This is a genomic window from Pseudoalteromonas rhizosphaerae (assembly GCF_902498845.1).
Taxonomy (GTDB): domain Bacteria; phylum Pseudomonadota; class Gammaproteobacteria; order Enterobacterales; family Alteromonadaceae; genus Pseudoalteromonas; species Pseudoalteromonas rhizosphaerae.
Genome location: NZ_CABVLM010000001.1, coordinates 314,024 through 332,078 on the forward strand (window position 1 = coordinate 314,024; position 18,055 = coordinate 332,078).

Below are 18,055 nucleotides of genomic sequence, written 5' to 3' on the forward strand. Positions count from 1 at the left end.
AGTGCAAATTGTTTTTATTTGACTTGAGGGTCCATGTTTAATCCAACTATTTCTTACATCTCTATGGCAGTTACATTAGCAATGTCGAGTGTAGCTTTTGCAAATGAGCAAGGCACAGAAGAAGCAAATATCGAAAAAATCTCTGTGCTAGGGCAACGGTTAGAATATAATACCAGCGCTACAGGCTTAATGCTTTCAGTGCAACAAACTCCTCAGTCTATCTCTGTAATTGATGCGCAAGCAATTCAAGACTTTGCACTGGATAATGTGGCAGATGTCGTGGGGATGGCTGCGGGGATCAATGTTCAAAAAGCAGAAACCAGCCGTTTTTTCTTTAGCGCACGTGGTAATCCCGTTACCAATTTTCAGTATGATGGCTTACCGGTTTTTTATAATAGCTTTTTTTCAGAGGCAGTATCAGACTCCATTCTTTTTGAGCGTGTGGAAGTAGTTAGAGGCGCGACGGGCTTACTATCTGGAGCGGGTGAACCTTCAGCGGCAATCAATTTGATCCGTAAAAAAGCAGGTTTTGAACAACAAGGTTACGTTACTGCGAAAGTTGGTTCATGGCAAAATGTTAGACTTGAAGGTGATTTTAACACGCCACTCAATAGCGATGGCAGTATTCGTGGCCGTGTAGCTGCGAGTATTGATCAAGGTGAAAGCCATGTTGATTTAGCTGAAAAAGATAATCTTCAACTTTATACAACCGTGGGTTTTGATCTAGGCGCGAATACTGAGATGAACATCGGAATAGAGCATGCGAAACGTAGGCCTAAAGGCTCTACATGGGGTGCATTACCTTTATTTTATGCAGATGGCTCCTCTGCAGATGATCTAGCTATATCAAGTACAACGGCTGCAAACTGGACCTATTGGGATCGCGATAATACCAGTGCCTTTGTTAATTTAGCGCATAGCTTTGCAAATGGATGGCAGTTGAGAGCAGAATACGAACGCCGAGATGATAAAATGGATGGCAAACTATTATACTTAAGTGGGTATCCTGATCGAGACACTGGGCTTGGTATGAGTGGTTCGTCAATGATTTATCAAAGTGATCGTACTTTGGATAGTGCGCGCATATACGCAGATGGTCCTTTTGAGTTGTTTTCTCGAGAGCACCGCTTGATTGTTGGGGCTAACTTAAGTGATCAGCATGTCACTTCTGATTCATTTTATGCTATCAGTGGTGATCCCGTTGGTAACTTTTTACAGTGGGATGGCAGTGTATCTGAACCTACTTATGCAGATACGGCTATTTCCGGAAAAAATAACGAACAGCAGGTTGGGGCGTATATTGCTACACAACTGAGTGTAACGGATAAACTAACCCTTGTTCTAGGTAACCGCTTTAGTCGCTATGATTATGAAAATGAGGTAGACAGTGCTGATAATTACAAACAAACGGGCATTAACACTCCTTATGCGGGACTAGTGTTCTCACCTGTACCTACGGTATCAATTTATACAAGCTACACTGAAATTTTCCAGCCACAAAATGCAAAAGACAAAAATGATCAACGTCTTGACCCTGTTGAAGGCAGTAATTTAGAAGCTGGGGTAAAAAGCACCTGGCTTGACGAGCGACTACTTGTTACTGCTGCCGTATTCAAAGTCGAAAAAGATAATGTAGCAGTACTAGACCCTTCATTCACAGAACCATTGCCTGATGGGAGCTTTCCATATGTCGGGAAAAAAGGTACGCAGAGTAAAGGTTTTGAGGTAGAAGTTTCAGGACAAGTGACAGATTCATTTAATGCTAATTTCAGTTATGCACACACTAAATCTGAAGATGAAAATGGTGATCCTTTTGCAACCCATAACCCAGAGCACTTAGTTAAACTGTCTGGAATGTATGATTATAATGAGGCGTTTAAATTTGGTGTTAATGCACATTGGCAAAATGAAATCTACAATGAAAATGTAGGCCCTAATAATGCTCACCGTGCAGAGCAAGCAAGTTATTGGCTGGTTAATATGATGGCGCGTTACAAGTTTACAGATCAGTTTAGCGGCCAAATGAATATCAATAACGTGTTTGATAAAAAATATTACTCCAGTATTGATTTTTATAACCAAGGCTTCTTTGGCGCGCCACGTAATATTGAGGCTTCAGTAAGGTATCAGTTTTAACGACTATTGATTTTAATAGCTTACCTTGTGGTTTTAGGTAAGCTATTGTTATAATTTTTTATTGAATCTTTCAAGCATGCTGTTAAGGGCGAAAGTTTGTATTTATTGGTTTGTTAAAACGTCACTATAATGATTAAAAACTAATGGAATAATTATATTCCTTTGGAGCGGTTGTGGAACAATAGTGAATTGTTGTTTTGATGGTTAAGTCTGAGAGAACAAGGCGATTAGTGTACCTGAACACTTACATACCACAAAAGCAAAGTTGAACATTAATAATTTATAAAGACTAATATTCTTATTTACCCTTTAGCTGTGAATATGTGTAAAAATTGTAATATTAATCAGATAAGTAATGTATGCAATCTTTAGTGGTTATTACAATGTATTCAATAACATATTAAATTTCACATAGAAAATGGCTTATCCATAAGGTTGTACTTCTGTTAATCAGCTTAAAAAGATCCTGTTCGGAAAACAATTAATAAAATTTGTGTGGTTAAACAAAGCAATAAATATAACTGATTATAGGTTTTGTTGTTAATTTTTGCCGCGATTATAGCACCTGTTATGAGGACTATCTCTGGTGCCGGGAAGGCTAGCGCTAGATGTGAATAATATTCCTGCCCTTTAAGTAAAGTATCAATTAAATCAACCGTTAGTAATGCCGCTACCAAGCCGAAAAACCAGCCGCGACGAGCCTCCATATATCCCTTATAGCCATTAAACTCCGACATATCATCAGGAAACAACATCGTGGCAAGGAAAAAATGCAGTGCGGCGTAACCAGTCACAAATGCATAACGTGCAAAGTTCCATTCGGTAACAGTTGCAAGCGTGTATTCAAACCACCAAAAGCGCTGTACTTCGAGCAATAAAAATACCACCCAACCGATGTGCAGCGAATAAACATGCACGCGTCCAGGGTGTTGCATAAACCTTGCGAGACCAGTCAATAACCGAGTGATAGCAAGGCTTGTCACCATACCCAAAATGACACGTATATGAAAATATGTATCTAGATGTATGCTTGATTCATTCACTGGGATTTAGAATACCCTTGCATTTTCATACAATGATTTACAAGATTTCCTTCTTCATAACCTCTAGCAATACCATCGGCGATACCTGAACTTACTGCATCACTTATTTTTGCGTCATATTTTGGGGCTTTAGCACCAGTGTTTGCTGTAGCAAGTTCAGCCTGATATAAGCATTGTTGGTAAGCCTCTGACGCCTGTGATGGTGTAGAACCTGGTTTAGTAAATACAGGATCAGTCACAGTGCACGCTGTAGCAAAAAATGGAACGGTGAGTAATAAAACTAATTTAAGTTTCATCGGAAATAACTTCCTATACACAAGTTTAGATCTATTGCATTTGAGGCTAGCAGTGGTTTATTAGCTTTTCAATAATTTGCATCAAAAAATTAACATTTAAAGTGGAGTATTTTAATTTTAACTTTCTTAGATAAGTTAAATATTATTGTTTGGGGCCATTATTCAGCGCGAATTGAAATTCGAAGACCAACACTCCTTGCGAGGAAGCAAAACACCCTATGTAAAAAATTTTTGAAAAATTTGCAAGATTCAAATAACCCTTACTAATATTAATATTGCTTTTGAAATTATCTTTAATAGCAGAAGTAATTTAACCAGTTAATCCAGAGTCTAAGGGATAACCTTATCAGTATCTTTTAATATGTGAGTTTTAATCTGATTTTGGTGACGCTAACTGAATATAAAAATTTCAATAATATTAATGGGATAAGGAGCGTTGGATGGCTAAGTTTAAGACCAATATTCGAACCGTTGGCTGTATTAAATTTATGGGGGTGTCGTTGCTTCTAATGTTGGCGATGGGATGTAATGATAATGATAGTGAAAAAAACCAGACGAAGAGTTAAAGAATATTTTTGATGGTGTGTTGACGGCGCAAGAAGCAAGCGCAAATATCCCTGGTTTTGGACAAGTCGATGGCTTGTATCTGTATTCGTTTACAAAAGCGGATGGAACTGAGTCAGTACCAAGTCTTGTGCCTGATGTATGGGCACTTCAACCAGGAGATCTATTACACTACGAGTTAAAAAATGCACTGCCATGTGTACCCGAGCGACCTGAGGGGACTAAAGGGGCAACCATGTCCGAAACCAATGTTCACACACATGGATTAATAGTATCTCCCATGAATGCCCCTGATGGGCGTTATGGAGACAACGTATTTGTTAAATCTAATACTATTGAAAAGCTTGACGGCAGTATTGGCGATTGTGCAGATGAAACGCCAGATCATGGCTCTATGCATTCAAGTCATGATGCGAAGCTGACTACAATCCCTTATAGTATTCAAGTTCCTAAAGACCACCCGTTAGGTTTATATTGTTTCATCCTCATTCGCATGGTGTTTCGCAGCAGCAAGTGGCGCGTGGATTGTCTGGTTTGATAACCATAGGTGATATTTGGGATTATACTTGGCTTCAATGTCAGCTCAGTGGAGAAGGTGATGATAATCCCTGTGTTACCTCCGAGGATGCTGAAGAAGAAGCGCGCCAACGCAGCCGTACTAACGTAGATTTCATCGTTCTTAAAGATTTACAAGTTGAACGAAGCGTTGGTGAGCCATGGCATACAGTACAATGGTATGATCCTGGATATTGCGGTGAGGAAGAATACCCGATGCTAGAAGGTGGCACTTGTAAAGGGCAAAATGATGATAATAACGATGACGGTATAGAACGAAAATGGCTGTTTACTGTTAATGGTGAGTTAGTCCCGACGATCACTATACCTAATGACACTGCACAAATATTCAGAATTGCTAATGTAGGCGCGACAGTTACCTACAACCTTGAGTTGCGTGCTGGTGATGTATTACTACCGTTTCAAATACTAACAAATGATGGCTCAGCTGTGGGACAAGATGCTGACTCAGGTTTTATATCAGATGGTGACTTAGTACTGTTTCCAAGTGCTCGGTTAGAAATTTATCTTGATAGAGGACTTATCTGTGCAACATTAGGAAATGCCTGTGATGGGTCTGATATTTCTGCATCGCTAGAAGTCACTAAATGGGAGTGTCCAGACGGCGATCCTAAATCATGTGCCGATTTGTGGCCGATTGGTAAAATCATGAATATTAATATCGAAGGCTTAGATATGTCTGAACCTCTGCAACCAGCTGGTGCTGAGCTATCAGATGTGATTGCCGATCTTAACCCTGTAGATGAATCTCCTACAGCCTCGTCAGCCATATGTAGCGATGGTAGCTTACCAGGCGCTGTATTAAATGACGGAGAGTTTAGAACCATCGCGTTTTGGAATGGCGAAATAGATAAGGAAGAGTCATTCACTATGATGACGGATATGACCCCGCGTAGCGAGCCACAGGCCTTTGATGTGCCAGAAGAGATGACTCAAGAGTGGTTGACGGCGAATAGATTTGATGAATTTAACCATGATAGGCTCGACCTGTGTATTGCAGCTAATAACGTTGAAACTTGGGTTATTCATAATATTTCGGATGAGTTTCACAATTTTCACGTTCATCAATCTAAGTTCTCTGTGGTTGAGATTAGTAAGCATGGCGATCTGACACGCGATACATCACCTAATGTCTCGCATGACAACTTTCCTATTCCACCGGGAGCTTGGATAAAAATTAAGATCCGTTTCTCAAATGACGTTGTTGGTAAATTTGTCTATCACTGCCATATTCTTGAGCATGAAGATAAAGGCATGATGTCGGTAATTGAAGTCTTACCAAACGGAGATTAAAGCAACTCAATTGAAAAAATACACAAGCGGGCCTGAACGGGCCCGTTTTTATTCTAAATAATCAACTATTTAAATAAATGGTATCAAGTATTATATTCGCTTATTTTGTTTTTCTATTTCTATTATTTGTTTGTCTATTTGATCTGCTTCAAAGGAAAGTTCTGAGTATTTGCGTATATCGCCATTACGTTGGGCATGCATGGCTTGTTCTAGTTTCATAGAAAGCTGCTTGTGTAGCTTTTTAGTTGGGTCTTTCTTAAAGAATGAAAACATATATTACTCGTTTAATAACAGGTGCAAATTGATACGTTTCAATCAATGCATTGGTTTACATTATGTTGAAATAGTAAGCTGGCAAAAAGATAATGATTGCTAACATGTAGTTAAGTAGTGTTCTGCGTTGCCTGTAAGCACTTTAATCTTAAAATGTTTATGTCATACTAGGTGTTTTTATGAATATTGGTGCGTATGTCTTTTTATCTGCCATTAATTGGTCTTCATTATAAAAATATTAAAATCACTGAAACAATTACTGCTTTATGGAGTGGCTGTGGTGAAATAGTGCGTTGTCGTTTAGACGGTAAAGCCTGCGTCATTAAAGCGATTAGTGTGCCCGATTATATAAATCATCCGCGAATTTCGCAAACTGAGTTTGCAATTAACCGAAAGCGTCATTCTTATGAAGTCGAGTTTTATTGGTATCAGCATTATGCGTCGCGATTACCATCTAGAGCAGGTGCTTTAAGGTGTTTTAATGCCATAAAACATGAGCAGTACAAAGTCTTAGTGTTTGCTGATTTTACAGAGAGTGGCTTTGTAAACGCAAAACCAATCCATACACATGTTACAGCCATTATTAAGTGGTTGGCGTATTTTCATGCTTTTCATTTTCAAGTCAAAGCTGATGGCTTATGGCCGCAGGGGAGTTATTGGCATTTAGCCACTCGGCCAGACGAGTATGAAAAAATGGCAGATTGTGCTTTCAAGCAACAAGCACACAGCATCGATCAAACTATTCGGGCATGTCAGTATCAAACGCTTATTCATGGTGATGCAAAACTCGCGAACTTCGCTGTTAATAGTTCGACTATGGAAGTTTTAGGATATGACTTTCAATATGTTGGCGCTGGAGTAGGTGTTATTGACATTATGTACTTTTTGGGTAGTTGTTTAAATGAACAGCAATTACAACAAAGAGCTGATGATTACTTAGCCGATTACTTTAAATATTTTGCCAATGCCATGCACATATTTGATAAAAGTGCATATAGCCATGCTGCTATTAACGAATGGCAAACCTTATGGCCAGTTGTATGGGCTGACTTTTACCGATTTTTAATGGGTTGGAGTCCAGAACACGTAAAAATTAATGCTTATATGCAATATCAAATTACAAAAACAAATTTTGGGGTAACGTAGAATGACGAAACAGATCCGTTGGGGAATGATTGGCTGTGGCGCTGTAACCGAGGTGAAAAGTGGCCCAGCGTATAAAAATACGAAAGGTTTTGTGTTGCAAGGCGTTACTCGACGAGATACCGCACTTGCTGAAGATTACGCAAAACGCCATAACGTACCTATGGTATTTAAAACGGCCGATGAATTGATAGTAAGTTCTGATATTGATGCCGTATATATCGCAACGCCTCCCGATAGCCATATGGAGCTGGCGCTAAAAGTTGCTGCTGTGGGCAAACCATGTTGTATTGAAAAACCACTGGCGCCGACATTGGCTCACAGTGAAGTTATTCTTGAAGCTTTCAGTAGTAAAAATATTCCTTTGTTCGTCGCGTATTATCGACGTTCTTTACCGCGCTTTAATAAAGTGAAAAGCTTGATTGATGCCGGTGAAATCGGCCAAGTGCGACATATTAATTGGCACTTGAGTAAAGCCTCCAGCGAGCAAGATAGATCAGGTGTTTACAATTGGCGTACCGATAAAACTATCGCACCAGGAGGTTATTTTGATGATTTAGCCAGCCATGGTCTCGATTTATTTGGTTACTTATTTGGTGATTATGAACAAGTGAAAGGACTGGCGACAAACCAGCAAAACTTATATGGCGCTTTTGATGCAATCACTGCGTGTTGGCAGCATAAAAACGGTATTACCGGCTCAGGAAGTTGGAACTTTGGTGGTTTTTCTCGTTTTGATGTTGTTACTTTATACGGTGAAAAGGGCGAGATCAGCTTTAGCGTATTTGATGAGCAAGCAATTACGGTTATTAACGAAAGTGGTCAGCAACAACTAAGTATCGAAAATCCGCCTCATGTTCAACAATATCATGTGCAAAATATGGCCTCGTCATTATTTGAAAATATTACACATCCGTCAACAGGTCATTCGGCCACACATACTAGTTGGGTGATGGAGCAAATTTTAAACAATTAAATCAGCGTGCGGGTATTGCTACGTTAAAAGCATCTTGCAATGCGCTTAGCATTAGCGCCTGCTCCGGCGGAGCAAATATTTGTGCGTGGCTCTGAAGAATAATTTGCTGGACTGCCTGTGTTTGCAATGCTTGGTCAAATAGCGTAATTGCTTGTTTGCCTAGCTCCGATTGCGAGCATGCAATATAGCCAAACACTGCTTGATTAGTGTTGTCTACGCTGAGGTAGCGGATATTTTCTATTCTTGGATCAGTACCGTGACGAGAAATAAATACCGCACTGTATTCAATAATGGCATCGAACTTATTTTGAAATAACATTTGGCTAAGGCGATAAGCGCTCGTTGTGCCGCCTAAAACCATAAATGATTCGTTATGCTTGGCAATATAGTCATCTATTTCGTGACCATATGAACGTCCTGAAGCAATGCCGATGGTGAGATCATATTTATTTACCGCATCACTTAAACTAATATTTTCTGGTAGTTCTGGATGATTATACACCACTAAGCGGTTGGCCGGAAAAGCCATAATTGGGTATGTACTAAATAATGCATTTTCAAGGCGTTCAGGTGTTTTGGTTTTATTGTACAAACACACATTTTTCATTGTGTGCAATTGCTGCCATTCCCTTAATCTACTCGCTGGAATAAAGTTTAACGCAATGGCACCATTTAGATGCTTTTCAATATCGAGCATAAATCTAGTGGCTATATTTAGTGGGTCATCATCTATCTGTGACGCAAAGTCGGTCATTATTTGCACCTTTAATGGTTTTTTAGCCATCGCTAATGAAGGCATTACTGCTAAAATACCGATCAACATCCCAACAACAAACTTTGACATAAAACCTTTGTGAGCAAATTTTTCATAGCCATTATTATAGTGTAGTTGCTTTGAAAAATAACAATTATCGAACTAAATGAGATAAAGCACTGAATTAGGAACATAAAATACTATTTTTATTGAACAGATCATGCTTTTTTAAAGTCTGATGGAATTTTTTAAGCTAAAATAAGCGCAATTTATTTTTCTTTTAGGCGCTATTATGACTATTCATGTAATTAACCATCCACTTGTTCAACATAAACTTGGCCTTATGCGAGAGTATGGCATAAGTACTAAGAGTTTCCGTGAGCTTTCGTCTGAAGTGGGTACATTACTAACCTATGAAGCGACTAAAAATTTGCCACTGGAAAAAGTAACAATCACTAGTTGGGATGGTAATCAATTAGATGTTGAGCACATCAAAGGTAAAAAAATTACTGTTGTGCCAATTTTACGTGCTGGCCTTGGCATGATGGATGGTGTTATGCAGTTACTGCCTGCTGCAAAAGTCAGTGTTGTGGGCCTGCAACGTAATGAAGAAACATTAGAACCAATTCCTTACTTTGAAAAGTTAGTAGGCAAAATTGATGAGCGCTTGAGCCTCGTTATTGATCCAATGCTCGCAACTGGGGGCTCGATGATTGCGACTATCGATATGCTGAAAAAAGCGGGTTGTAAAGAAATTAAAGTGATTGTATTGGTTGCCGCACCTGAAGGGGTTGAAAAAACCCTTGCAGCTCATCCTGATGTAGAGATTTTTACCGCATCATTAGACAGCCACTTAAATGAGAAAGGCTATATAATTCCTGGCCTTGGTGATGCTGGCGATAAAATTTTTGGTACTGTCTAACAGTGAATAATTCGACCTTTTCAATTAAAACAATTTTAACTGGGGCGCAAATGTTATTTGTCGCCTTTGGTGCCTTGGTGTTAGTTCCTTTATTAACGGGGCTTGATCCAAATGTGGCACTTTTTACGGCAGGTATTGGTACCTTGCTGTTCCATTTGGTAACTAAAGGCCAGGTGCCGATATTTCTAGCTTCATCATTTGCGTTTATTGCCCCTATTATTGCCTGCGTACAACTTTGGGGTGTGCCTGCCACAATGGGGGGCTTAATGGCTGCCGGCGGGGCTTATATGTTGTTAAGTCTATTAGTTAAATTAAAAGGTGTAGCTACCCTGCATAAAATATTACCACCCGTTGTGGTCGGTCCGGTGATCATGGTAATTGGTTTAGCACTGGCACCTGTTGCAGTTAATATGGCAATGGGAAAAAGCGGCGATGGTTCAATTCAGTTGATTGCGTACGAGCAAGCCATTTGGGTGGCGGCATTTTCGTTGTTAGTCACGCTAATTTTCGCGGTATGGGGTAAAGGTGTATTTAAGCTGATCCCTATTTTAGCTGGAGTCATCGCAGGTTACAGTTTATCGCTATATTTAGGGATCGTGCAATTTGATGCTGTTACTAATGCATCGTGGTTTGCAATGCCAGCGTTTACTTGGCCTGAGTTTAAATGGCAAGCGGTGTTATTTATGGTGCCGGTGGCAATAGCCCCCGCTATTGAACATATTGGCGATATGATGGCGATTAGCCAAGTCACCAATAAAGACTATTTGAAAAAACCGGGCTTACATCGCACCTTGTTTGGTGATGGATTAGCTACTACTGCAGCGTCTATATTCGGCGGGCCACCTAATACCACCTATTCAGAGGTCACCGGCGCAGTGATGCTTACGCGTAACTTTAATCCTAAAGTGATGATGTGGACTGCCATTATCGCCATTATTTTAGCGTTTGTGGCTAAAATGGGCGCTGGTTTGCAAACCATACCGGTACCTGTGATGGGGGGGATCATGATTTTGCTGTTTGGCTCAATTGCTGTGGTGGGTTTAAATTCGTTAGTGAAAAGTGGAGAAGACTTAACGGCTCCACGTAACCTCAGTATTGTGGCACTCATTTTAGTGTGTGGCATTGGTGGTATGCATATCGGTGGCAACGAATTTAGCTTACAAGGCGTGAGCCTATGCGCTATTTTAGGCATAGTGCTTAATTTAGTGTTACCAAAGGCTGATAAGCCAACGTAATATTTTGCACATTCAGCTAATAATTTGCACCAAAATAGCGCATTTAATATGCGCTATTTTTTTAACTAACTAAAAAATATAAAGTTATAAAACTGGTCTAGTAACTGCATTTACCTCATTAACAGTGTCATACTGATCAGGAGCGTTTAATGCAAGAGACAAATATTGTGGATATCACCCCATTTTTAGCAAAACATCAGCTGCCACTCAAATATCAGTATTTGAGTGAACAGTATTTCGTCCCACTCGCTGAAGATATTCTCCACAGCAAACCAACTGATGGTCCAATGCTGGTGGCAATCAATGGTTGCCAAGGCTCCGGTAAAACGACATTAGCTGATTTTTTAGTTACTTGGATCAACTGTAATACAGCGTTTAATAGTATTGCGATGTCGATTGATGATTTTTATCACAGCCACGCGCATCGTCAACAATTAAGTAAAGATGTACATCCGTTATTTGCAACGCGTGGTGTGCCAGGTACCCATGATACAGCACTTATGCAGCAGACTTTTACCGCGTTACTTGCAGGTGAAGTAGGGGTGCCTTTGCCACAGTTTGATAAACAAACCGATGATCCAGTTACGCAAGCGTTATGGCCTACTAATAAACAGCCTGTTGATATCATTTTTTTTGAAGGTTGGTGTGTTGGTAGCATAGCGCAACAACCTTATCAATTACATCAATCAGTTAATCAATTAGAACAATACGAGGATCCTGAAGGTATTTGGCGACGCTGTGTAAACAGTTGTTTAGCGAATGAATACCAAGATATTTTTGCAATGATTGATTATACCGTGATGCTAAAAGCACCGTCATTTGCCGACGTATATGGGTGGCGATTAGAGCAAGAGCAAAAATTATTGTCGCATAAAGGACGAGGCCAAGGAACGTTCGATGAGCAACAATTAGTGCGATTTATTTCTCATTTTGAACGTATTACGCGAGAAAATTTAACTCAGTTACCAGAGCAAGTCGATGCATTACTGAGCCTAGATAAAGTACGTGATATTAGTGCCATGAAGCTTCGCGCTGATGATGTTGCAATGCCACTTATTTTCACTGATTTAGACGGTACGTTACTTGATCATAACGATTACCAATGTACTGAGATTGCTCCGTTTTTAAGCCAATTGAGTCGCGCAGGTATCGCTGTAGTTTTTAATACCAGCAAAACGTTTGCAGAGGTTATCTCACTGCAAAAATCACTTGGGTTAAACCAGCCGTTTATTATTGAAAATGGCGGGGCTGTATATATTCCAAAAAATTATTTTTCATTAAAACCAATTGGCTGCGAAGAGCTGGATGAACACTGGCGTTATGCGCTGTCGCCAACCAATAAACAGTTGTACAGTGAATTACTTGAATACGGTAGCGAGTTTAGTGCTTATTACCGTTTGTTCAGTCAATTATCAGCGCAAGAAGTCAGTCAGATAACAGACTTGAGCCTAGCACAAAGCGAACTTGCCCGTATTCGTGAATATTCAGATCCGCTTTTTTGGCAAGGCACAGAGCAACAGCTACTTGACTTTTTAGAAGCAATAAAACCGCTTGGTTATGAAGTGTTAATAGGCGGGCGTTTTATTCATTTAAATCGCAGTACCAATAAAGGTAAAGCGCAAAACTGGTTAGTAGAGCAATTTAAAAAACATTGTCGTCATGCTTTCACCACTATTGCACTGGGTGATAGCCAAAATGATATGGCGATGTTGGATGCCGCAGATATCGCGATTTTAATTAATAATCCTGCCAGTAAAGCCAAGGCAAAATTATCCCACAAACCATGGCGTGTTAGTGAACACCCAGCCCCACAAGGTTGGCTCGATGAAGTAGCAGATCTAAGTGTTATCAAAGCGCAATTAGCGTCTAAACAGGAGCAATCACATGGCTGATTTTTACCAAAATGGCATCATAACAACATTACATAATATTGCCGACCGTCCGCTGGCTGATCTAGAAGCTGAACTCGTTAGCTTTTCAAAACAACGGCCAATGGGCTTGATTTTACCCTCGCTGTACAGTGAACTTGAAGGCTCTGCATTACAAAATATTGTGCAAGAATTGAAACATGTTCCTTATTTGTCGCAAATTACGATTGGCTTAGACAGGGCCGATGAGAGTCAGTATCGTCATGCATTACAATTTTTTGCAGAGCTTGACCAACATCACCGCGTGCTTTGGAACGAAGGGCCACGTTTGCAAGCACTCGATAAAGAGTTGCAAGCGTTAGGCGTCGCGCCGCGTGAACTCGGCAAAGGCCGTAATGTGTGGTACTGCATGGGTTATAAATTGGCAACGGCAAAAGTTGAGTCAATAGCGCTGCATGATTGTGATATTTTAACTTATGACCGTAGTTTATTAGCGCGATTAATTTATCCAGTTGCTCACCCGCGGTTTAACTATGAATTTTGTAAAGGCTTTTACCCTCGTACTGCTGATGGCAAGATCAATGGCCGTGTATCGCGTTTACTCGTTACTCCTTTATTGCGTTCATTTAAAACCATTTTAGGCAGCACTGACTACCTTGAATATATGGATTCATTTCGTTATCCGCTGGCGGGGGAATTTTCGTTTCGCCGTGATGTGCTCAACGATATTCGTATTCCTAGCGATTGGGGCTTAGAGATTGGCGTACTGTCTGAAATGTACCGAAACTACTCACACAATCGCTTGTGCCAAGTAGATATTGCAGATAACTATGATCATAAACACCAAGCGCTGTCACTGGATAATCAAGCGGCTGGCTTATCAAAAATGTCGATAGATATCACCAAAGCGCTGTTTCGTAAGTTAGCCACGCAAGGAGTGACATTTACCACGGAAACCATTCGGTCACTTAAAGCAACTTATTATCGTATCGCACTGGATTTTATTGAAACTTATCATAACGATGCCATGATGAACGGCTTAAAACTCGATATTCATCAAGAAGAAAAAGCAGTCGAAATGTTTGCGCAAAACATTATGAACGCAGGTGAGCATTTTTTACAGTATCCAATGGAAGCGCCATTTGTGCCTAGCTGGAACCGTGTAGCCTCAGCAATGCCAGATGTGTTTGCGCGTTTAGAAGAAGCAGTAGAGCTTGATAATAAAGAGTTTTCATAATAATACTTAAGCAGAGAACTAATTACAGATAAATAATTTAAAAATTAGTATAAACAACGGGGTAGGGTAATGAGTAAAGCGTTATTTGAACAACGGGTTGAACAGCACCTGACGAGTATATATGAGGGTGTTGACTTATGTATGAGTATTGATGCGCTCGCAAGCATGTTGATCACCACGATGTTAAGAGACGACCCGGTTCGAGACCCTACGCCGCATAAAAACCGCTGGGATCAGCAAGATGTAATTTTGATTGCTTATGGCGATTCAATTATGCGTTATCGCGATGCCGAACAAGCAGTTGCGGTACCGAGTGAACCACCGTTACATACCCTTCATCGGTTTATGAAAAACCAGTGTGCGGGAACGATTAACGCGTTGCATATATTACCTTTTTATCCTTATAGCTCTGATGAGGGCTTTTCGGTAATGAACTATGTACAAGTGAATGAATCTCTTGGTAGTTGGGATGATATTCAAGGAATAGCTCAAGATGTAAAGCTAATGGCTGATTTAGTGATCAACCACTGCTCTAGTCGCAGTCGTTGGTTTGAAAACTTTATTCAGGGCAAAGAGCCGGGGTTAAGCTACTTTAAAACAGCTAGCTTAAATGACGATCTATCTGACGTTGTGCGACCAAGAACATCACCGTTACTTAATACAGTGCAAACGGCACTAGGGGAGCGCCATGTTTGGTGCACATTTAGCCCTGATCAAGTTGATTTAGACTTTGCTAACCCATTAGTGCTTAATGAATTTGTAGGTATTATTCGTCATTACTTGGATAATGGTATAAAGATATTTCGCCTTGATGCTGTGGCTTTTTTATGGAAAGAACTTAATACTTCTTGCATTAATTTACCGCAAACACATGAAGTGATCAGATTACTGCGAACGCTAATAGAGCATGTTGAACCAAGTGCAGTTATAATCACTGAAACAAACATTCCTAATCGTGAAAATTTATCTTACTTTGGTAATGCCAATGAGGCACATTGTATTTATAACTTTTCATTGCCGCCTTTGTTATTACATACCTTGCTCAGTGGTGACAGTAAAGCGCTCAAACATTGGATGATGAGCATGCCGCCAGCGCAAAATGGTACTGCCTACTTTAATTTTATAGCTTCTCACGATGGAATTGGCTTACGTCCTGTCGAAGGGTTGCTTGACGAGGATGAACTAGGGCAAATGGTCAATACGGTTAGTCGCTTTGGCGCAAAGGTGTCAATGCGCACAGCGAATAATGGCACCAGCTCACCCTATGAACTTAATATTGCGTTATTTGATGCCTTACAAGGCACTCATAAAGGCGTGGATAAGTGGGGCTTACAACGTTTTACCTGTGCTCATGCTATTATGTTTGCCCTCGAAGGCATTCCTGGGCTTTATATTCATAGTTTACTTGGTACCACCAATGATTATGAACGCTTTGAAAATAGCCAGCATAACCGCTGTATTAACCGTCATCGTTGGCAAGAGTCGGCACTACTTGAAAAGCTTGCCGATCAATCAAGTCATCATTATCACGTGTTTACTCAAATCAATAATTTACTGGCTATTCGTAAGCAGCAAGATGCTTTTCACCCTAATGCGACGCAATTTACCTTACATTTAACCGGTGCTTTATTTGGTTTTTGGCGTCAAAGTATAGACCGTAGGCAAAGTGTTTTTTGTGTTTATAACATTAGCGATGAGCCTCAGACTCTGCTATTAGCTGATCTGAACTTAATTGATACTGAGCAGTGGTTTGAACTTATTTCTGCTCAGGCAATAGAGCAGGGGCAACAAAGTATTGAACTTGCGCCTTATCAGCCGCTATGGCTATCGAATCGACAATAGTTAGCTATTTTACTGGAAAACGGCAGAGTTACTGTAAAGGGCTGTAAATCCCCTTTACAGTGTTATTTATTAAGGGCTTTGACGAGGTTATCTACTGTAAATGGCCTCGGATCTGAGGCAGTTTTACTAAATTGAGCAAAATCAATGTCGGCTAAATCAGTTTCATTTATGTGCTTTACAAGAGGTATGGTTTCAGTAGTAAGGTTACTGAATATGGATAAAGATGAATGATTTAGGGGAACTCGAGTATTTTCATTATGATGATCAACTATATTAATAAGTGCATAGGCACCTAATAGCACATGACCACCCAATGTTATGTCTAATGCTTCGATACCTTGTGGCACAGAATCCCAATTCATCCCACCAACAACTACCTTATGTGCACTATTGAGCGCTTGTAATGCCCGTTTTGCACCAAATCCTATAGCATCATTTGCGCACCAAATAATATTGATCTCAGGAGCAAACTCCATAAACGCTAACGTTTTTATATAGCTTTCCTGTTCAGACCAATTGGCAACCTCTTTTCCAATAAAGTTAACATCTTCATGTTGCTTAACAAATTCAGTTAGGCCTGCAACACGTTCTACCGATGCAGGCGTTGTATAATCACCCATCAGAGCGAGTATATTAGCAGGTTGAGTTGATGTGGTTGTGTGTTTTATAAGTAACTGTTGTGCAAGAGCTTCCCCTGCAGCATAATTATCCGGTATGACGCTGCCAATAATCTTAACGCCAGCTCGTTTTAATGATATAAATTTTCCGATAGCAGGTCGGCTATATAAAAAATAAATAGGGATATTTCTGGTATTTAATTTTGCTAAGTATTTACTGACAACGCTTTTTTCATCTACCACAACTAAATAGTCAGGCTTGTCTTTAATTGCCTGCCTAATAAGTTCTTTCATTAAGATATGATTACGATTCGCGTATTTTATGTGCAAGTTTATATCTAAGTCATCCGCCGCATTAAGCATAATCTTAGATACTTTGAACCAAAAGTTACCCGTTGTGTTTATTTCATCAGATGAATCTGCAAAACCAGGATTTACAAAGATAATATCTAATTTGGCAAAGCTCAGAGGGCTAACAATTAAACACAGTAAGAGAATCCACCATTGCTTTTTCAATCTTCGCATTAATTCTAAATCCGAAACATGTCACATCAACAAAAGCGAATTCTAACACACAATTAGTTTTCACCACATTCACTGTAAGGTTATATTCATTGCCGCTGCGGTGTATAATGATTTTTCATTTTTTTGAGTTGTAACTGTTGGGATTATTATGAAAGTATTTCTGTGTCTTGTGGCACTGTTGTTTGTTCCGAGCTTATTTGCTAACGATGATTTAGATCTTGAAGCCAACATGAAGAATACAGGACTTGCGTTTAAAAATAGTGTTGAAGCAACACAACTGTCTGAATTTAATACTGCGATCGATGAGTTTATTACATTGGTTAAACGTAGCAAATCCGCGACTTTTCACAAAGCAGCTGAGCAGTCACTGCAAGGTTTAGATAAAGTGATCGCAAAAGCTGAACTTGCAAAAAAATTAGCTAATGAGCAAGGACTCGATGCAGCCAAAGGACCGTTAAAAGCCATTGATGGGCTACGTAAGCAATATCACAAACTGCATGAGCCACCAGGATTTTGGGAGTTGTTGTTCGGTAAATAAGGTTAGATTGTATTTAAGTTTAGTCTTAAAGACTGTACGCCTATATCAAGGTGTACAGTCTATGATAGTTGTTTATTTTCTTCCTTTCTTTTTCATACCTTGCACTGCTTTAAAGCGTGGATTGTCTTTACAGATCACAAAAACGCGTCCTTTGCGTTTAACAATTTGACATCCAGGGCGGTTTTTAGCACTTTTCAATGAACTCAAGACTTTCATG

General features: G+C 39.8%; 17 protein-coding genes. 11 read left to right on the forward strand and 6 right to left on the reverse strand.

Annotation, left to right across the window (positions count from 1 at the left end; genetic code table 11):
- Positions 1 to 33: 33 nt before the first annotated feature.
- A complete protein-coding gene (locus PSR9079_RS01250) occupies positions 34 to 2,136 on the forward strand; it encodes a TonB-dependent siderophore receptor (RefSeq protein ID WP_149980127.1) in 2,103 nt (700 codons plus the stop codon).
- Between the two features lie 455 nt (positions 2,137 to 2,591).
- Here the strand turns inward: PSR9079_RS01250 and PSR9079_RS01255 are convergent, their stop codons facing one another.
- Both PSR9079_RS01255 and PSR9079_RS01260 read right to left on the reverse strand, forming a co-directional pair.
- The gene (locus tag PSR9079_RS01255; RefSeq protein WP_149980128.1) at positions 2,592 to 3,179 is read right to left on the reverse strand and encodes a hypothetical protein; all 588 of its coding nucleotides are present in this window, start codon (positions 3,177 to 3,179) and stop codon (positions 2,592 to 2,594) included.
- On the reverse strand, positions 3,176 to 3,475 hold the full coding sequence (locus tag PSR9079_RS01260; protein ID WP_149980129.1) for a hypothetical protein: 300 nt from the start codon (positions 3,473 to 3,475) through the stop codon (positions 3,176 to 3,178). The genes PSR9079_RS01255 and PSR9079_RS01260 overlap by 4 nt, the downstream gene beginning before the upstream one ends.
- A gap of 586 nt (positions 3,476 to 4,061) precedes the next feature.
- Between PSR9079_RS01260 and PSR9079_RS01265 the strand changes: the two genes are divergently transcribed.
- Entirely contained in the window at positions 4,062 to 4,577 is a 516-nt protein-coding gene (locus PSR9079_RS01265) for a cupredoxin domain-containing protein (protein ID WP_149980130.1), read from the forward strand.
- Complete coding sequence (locus PSR9079_RS01270; RefSeq protein ID WP_149980131.1) at positions 4,565 to 5,908, forward strand: multicopper oxidase domain-containing protein; 1,344 nt, start codon at positions 4,565 to 4,567, stop codon at positions 5,906 to 5,908. Before PSR9079_RS01265 ends, PSR9079_RS01270 begins: the two co-directional genes overlap by 13 nt.
- Before the next feature lie 90 nt (positions 5,909 to 5,998).
- Here the strand turns inward: PSR9079_RS01270 and PSR9079_RS01275 are convergent, their stop codons facing one another.
- Positions 5,999 to 6,181 (reverse strand): DUF6435 family protein, encoded by a 183-nt coding sequence (locus PSR9079_RS01275; RefSeq protein WP_149980132.1) that lies wholly within the window; start codon positions 6,179 to 6,181, stop codon positions 5,999 to 6,001.
- 195 nt (positions 6,182 to 6,376) lie between these two features.
- Between PSR9079_RS01275 and PSR9079_RS01280 the strand changes: the two genes are divergently transcribed.
- Together PSR9079_RS01280 and PSR9079_RS01285 are read left to right on the forward strand one after the other, a co-directional pair.
- On the forward strand, positions 6,377 to 7,327 hold the full coding sequence (locus tag PSR9079_RS01280; protein ID WP_149980133.1) for an oxidoreductase family protein: 951 nt from the start codon (positions 6,377 to 6,379) through the stop codon (positions 7,325 to 7,327).
- A gap of 1 nt (position 7,328) precedes the next feature.
- Positions 7,329 to 8,300, forward strand: a complete 972-nt coding sequence (locus PSR9079_RS01285) for a Gfo/Idh/MocA family protein (RefSeq protein WP_149980134.1) — start codon at positions 7,329 to 7,331, stop codon at positions 8,298 to 8,300.
- A gap of 1 nt (position 8,301) precedes the next feature.
- On the opposite strand, the gene PSR9079_RS01290 is transcribed toward PSR9079_RS01285, so the two are convergent.
- Positions 8,302 to 9,144 carry an ABC transporter substrate-binding protein gene (locus PSR9079_RS01290; RefSeq protein WP_149980135.1) on the reverse strand — a complete coding sequence of 281 codons (843 nt, stop codon included), beginning with the start codon at positions 9,142 to 9,144 and terminating at the stop codon, positions 8,302 to 8,304.
- A gap of 202 nt (positions 9,145 to 9,346) precedes the next feature.
- Between PSR9079_RS01290 and upp the strand changes: the two genes are divergently transcribed.
- The 5 genes from upp to PSR9079_RS01315 all read left to right on the forward strand — a co-directional run bounded on the left by upp (position 9,347) and on the right by PSR9079_RS01315 (position 16,158).
- Complete coding sequence (gene upp, locus PSR9079_RS01295; RefSeq protein WP_145236059.1) at positions 9,347 to 9,976, forward strand: uracil phosphoribosyltransferase; 630 nt, start codon at positions 9,347 to 9,349, stop codon at positions 9,974 to 9,976.
- Positions 9,977 to 9,978: 2 nt separating this feature from the next.
- Positions 9,979 to 11,211: a solute carrier family 23 protein gene (locus tag PSR9079_RS01300; RefSeq protein ID WP_149980136.1), complete on the forward strand. Its 1,233-nt coding sequence runs from the start codon at positions 9,979 to 9,981 to the stop codon at positions 11,209 to 11,211.
- Positions 11,212 to 11,360: 149 nt separating this feature from the next.
- A complete protein-coding gene (locus tag PSR9079_RS01305; RefSeq protein ID WP_149980137.1) occupies positions 11,361 to 13,103 on the forward strand; it encodes an HAD-IIB family hydrolase in 1,743 nt (580 codons plus the stop codon).
- Entirely contained in the window at positions 13,096 to 14,316 is a 1,221-nt protein-coding gene (locus PSR9079_RS01310; protein WP_149980138.1) for a glycosyltransferase family protein, read from the forward strand. Before PSR9079_RS01305 ends, PSR9079_RS01310 begins: the two co-directional genes overlap by 8 nt.
- Positions 14,317 to 14,385: 69 nt before the next feature.
- Positions 14,386 to 16,158 carry a sugar phosphorylase gene (locus PSR9079_RS01315; protein ID WP_145236046.1) on the forward strand — a complete coding sequence of 591 codons (1,773 nt, stop codon included), beginning with the start codon at positions 14,386 to 14,388 and terminating at the stop codon, positions 16,156 to 16,158.
- A 62-nt stretch (positions 16,159 to 16,220) separates the two neighbouring features.
- On the opposite strand, the gene PSR9079_RS01320 is transcribed toward PSR9079_RS01315, so the two are convergent.
- Positions 16,221 to 17,300, reverse strand: a complete 1,080-nt coding sequence (locus PSR9079_RS01320) for an ABC transporter substrate-binding protein (RefSeq protein ID WP_149980139.1) — start codon at positions 17,298 to 17,300, stop codon at positions 16,221 to 16,223.
- Between the two features lie 148 nt (positions 17,301 to 17,448).
- Here PSR9079_RS01320 and PSR9079_RS01325 point away from each other — a divergent pair, with 148 nt between their 5' ends.
- On the forward strand, positions 17,449 to 17,838 hold the full coding sequence (locus PSR9079_RS01325; protein WP_149980140.1) for a cytochrome b562: 390 nt from the start codon (positions 17,449 to 17,451) through the stop codon (positions 17,836 to 17,838).
- A 72-nt stretch (positions 17,839 to 17,910) separates the two neighbouring features.
- Here the strand turns inward: PSR9079_RS01325 and ykgO are convergent, their stop codons facing one another.
- Entirely contained in the window at positions 17,911 to 18,054 is a 144-nt protein-coding gene (ykgO, locus tag PSR9079_RS01330; protein WP_149980141.1) for a type B 50S ribosomal protein L36, read from the reverse strand.
- Position 18,055: the final 1 nt, after the last annotated feature.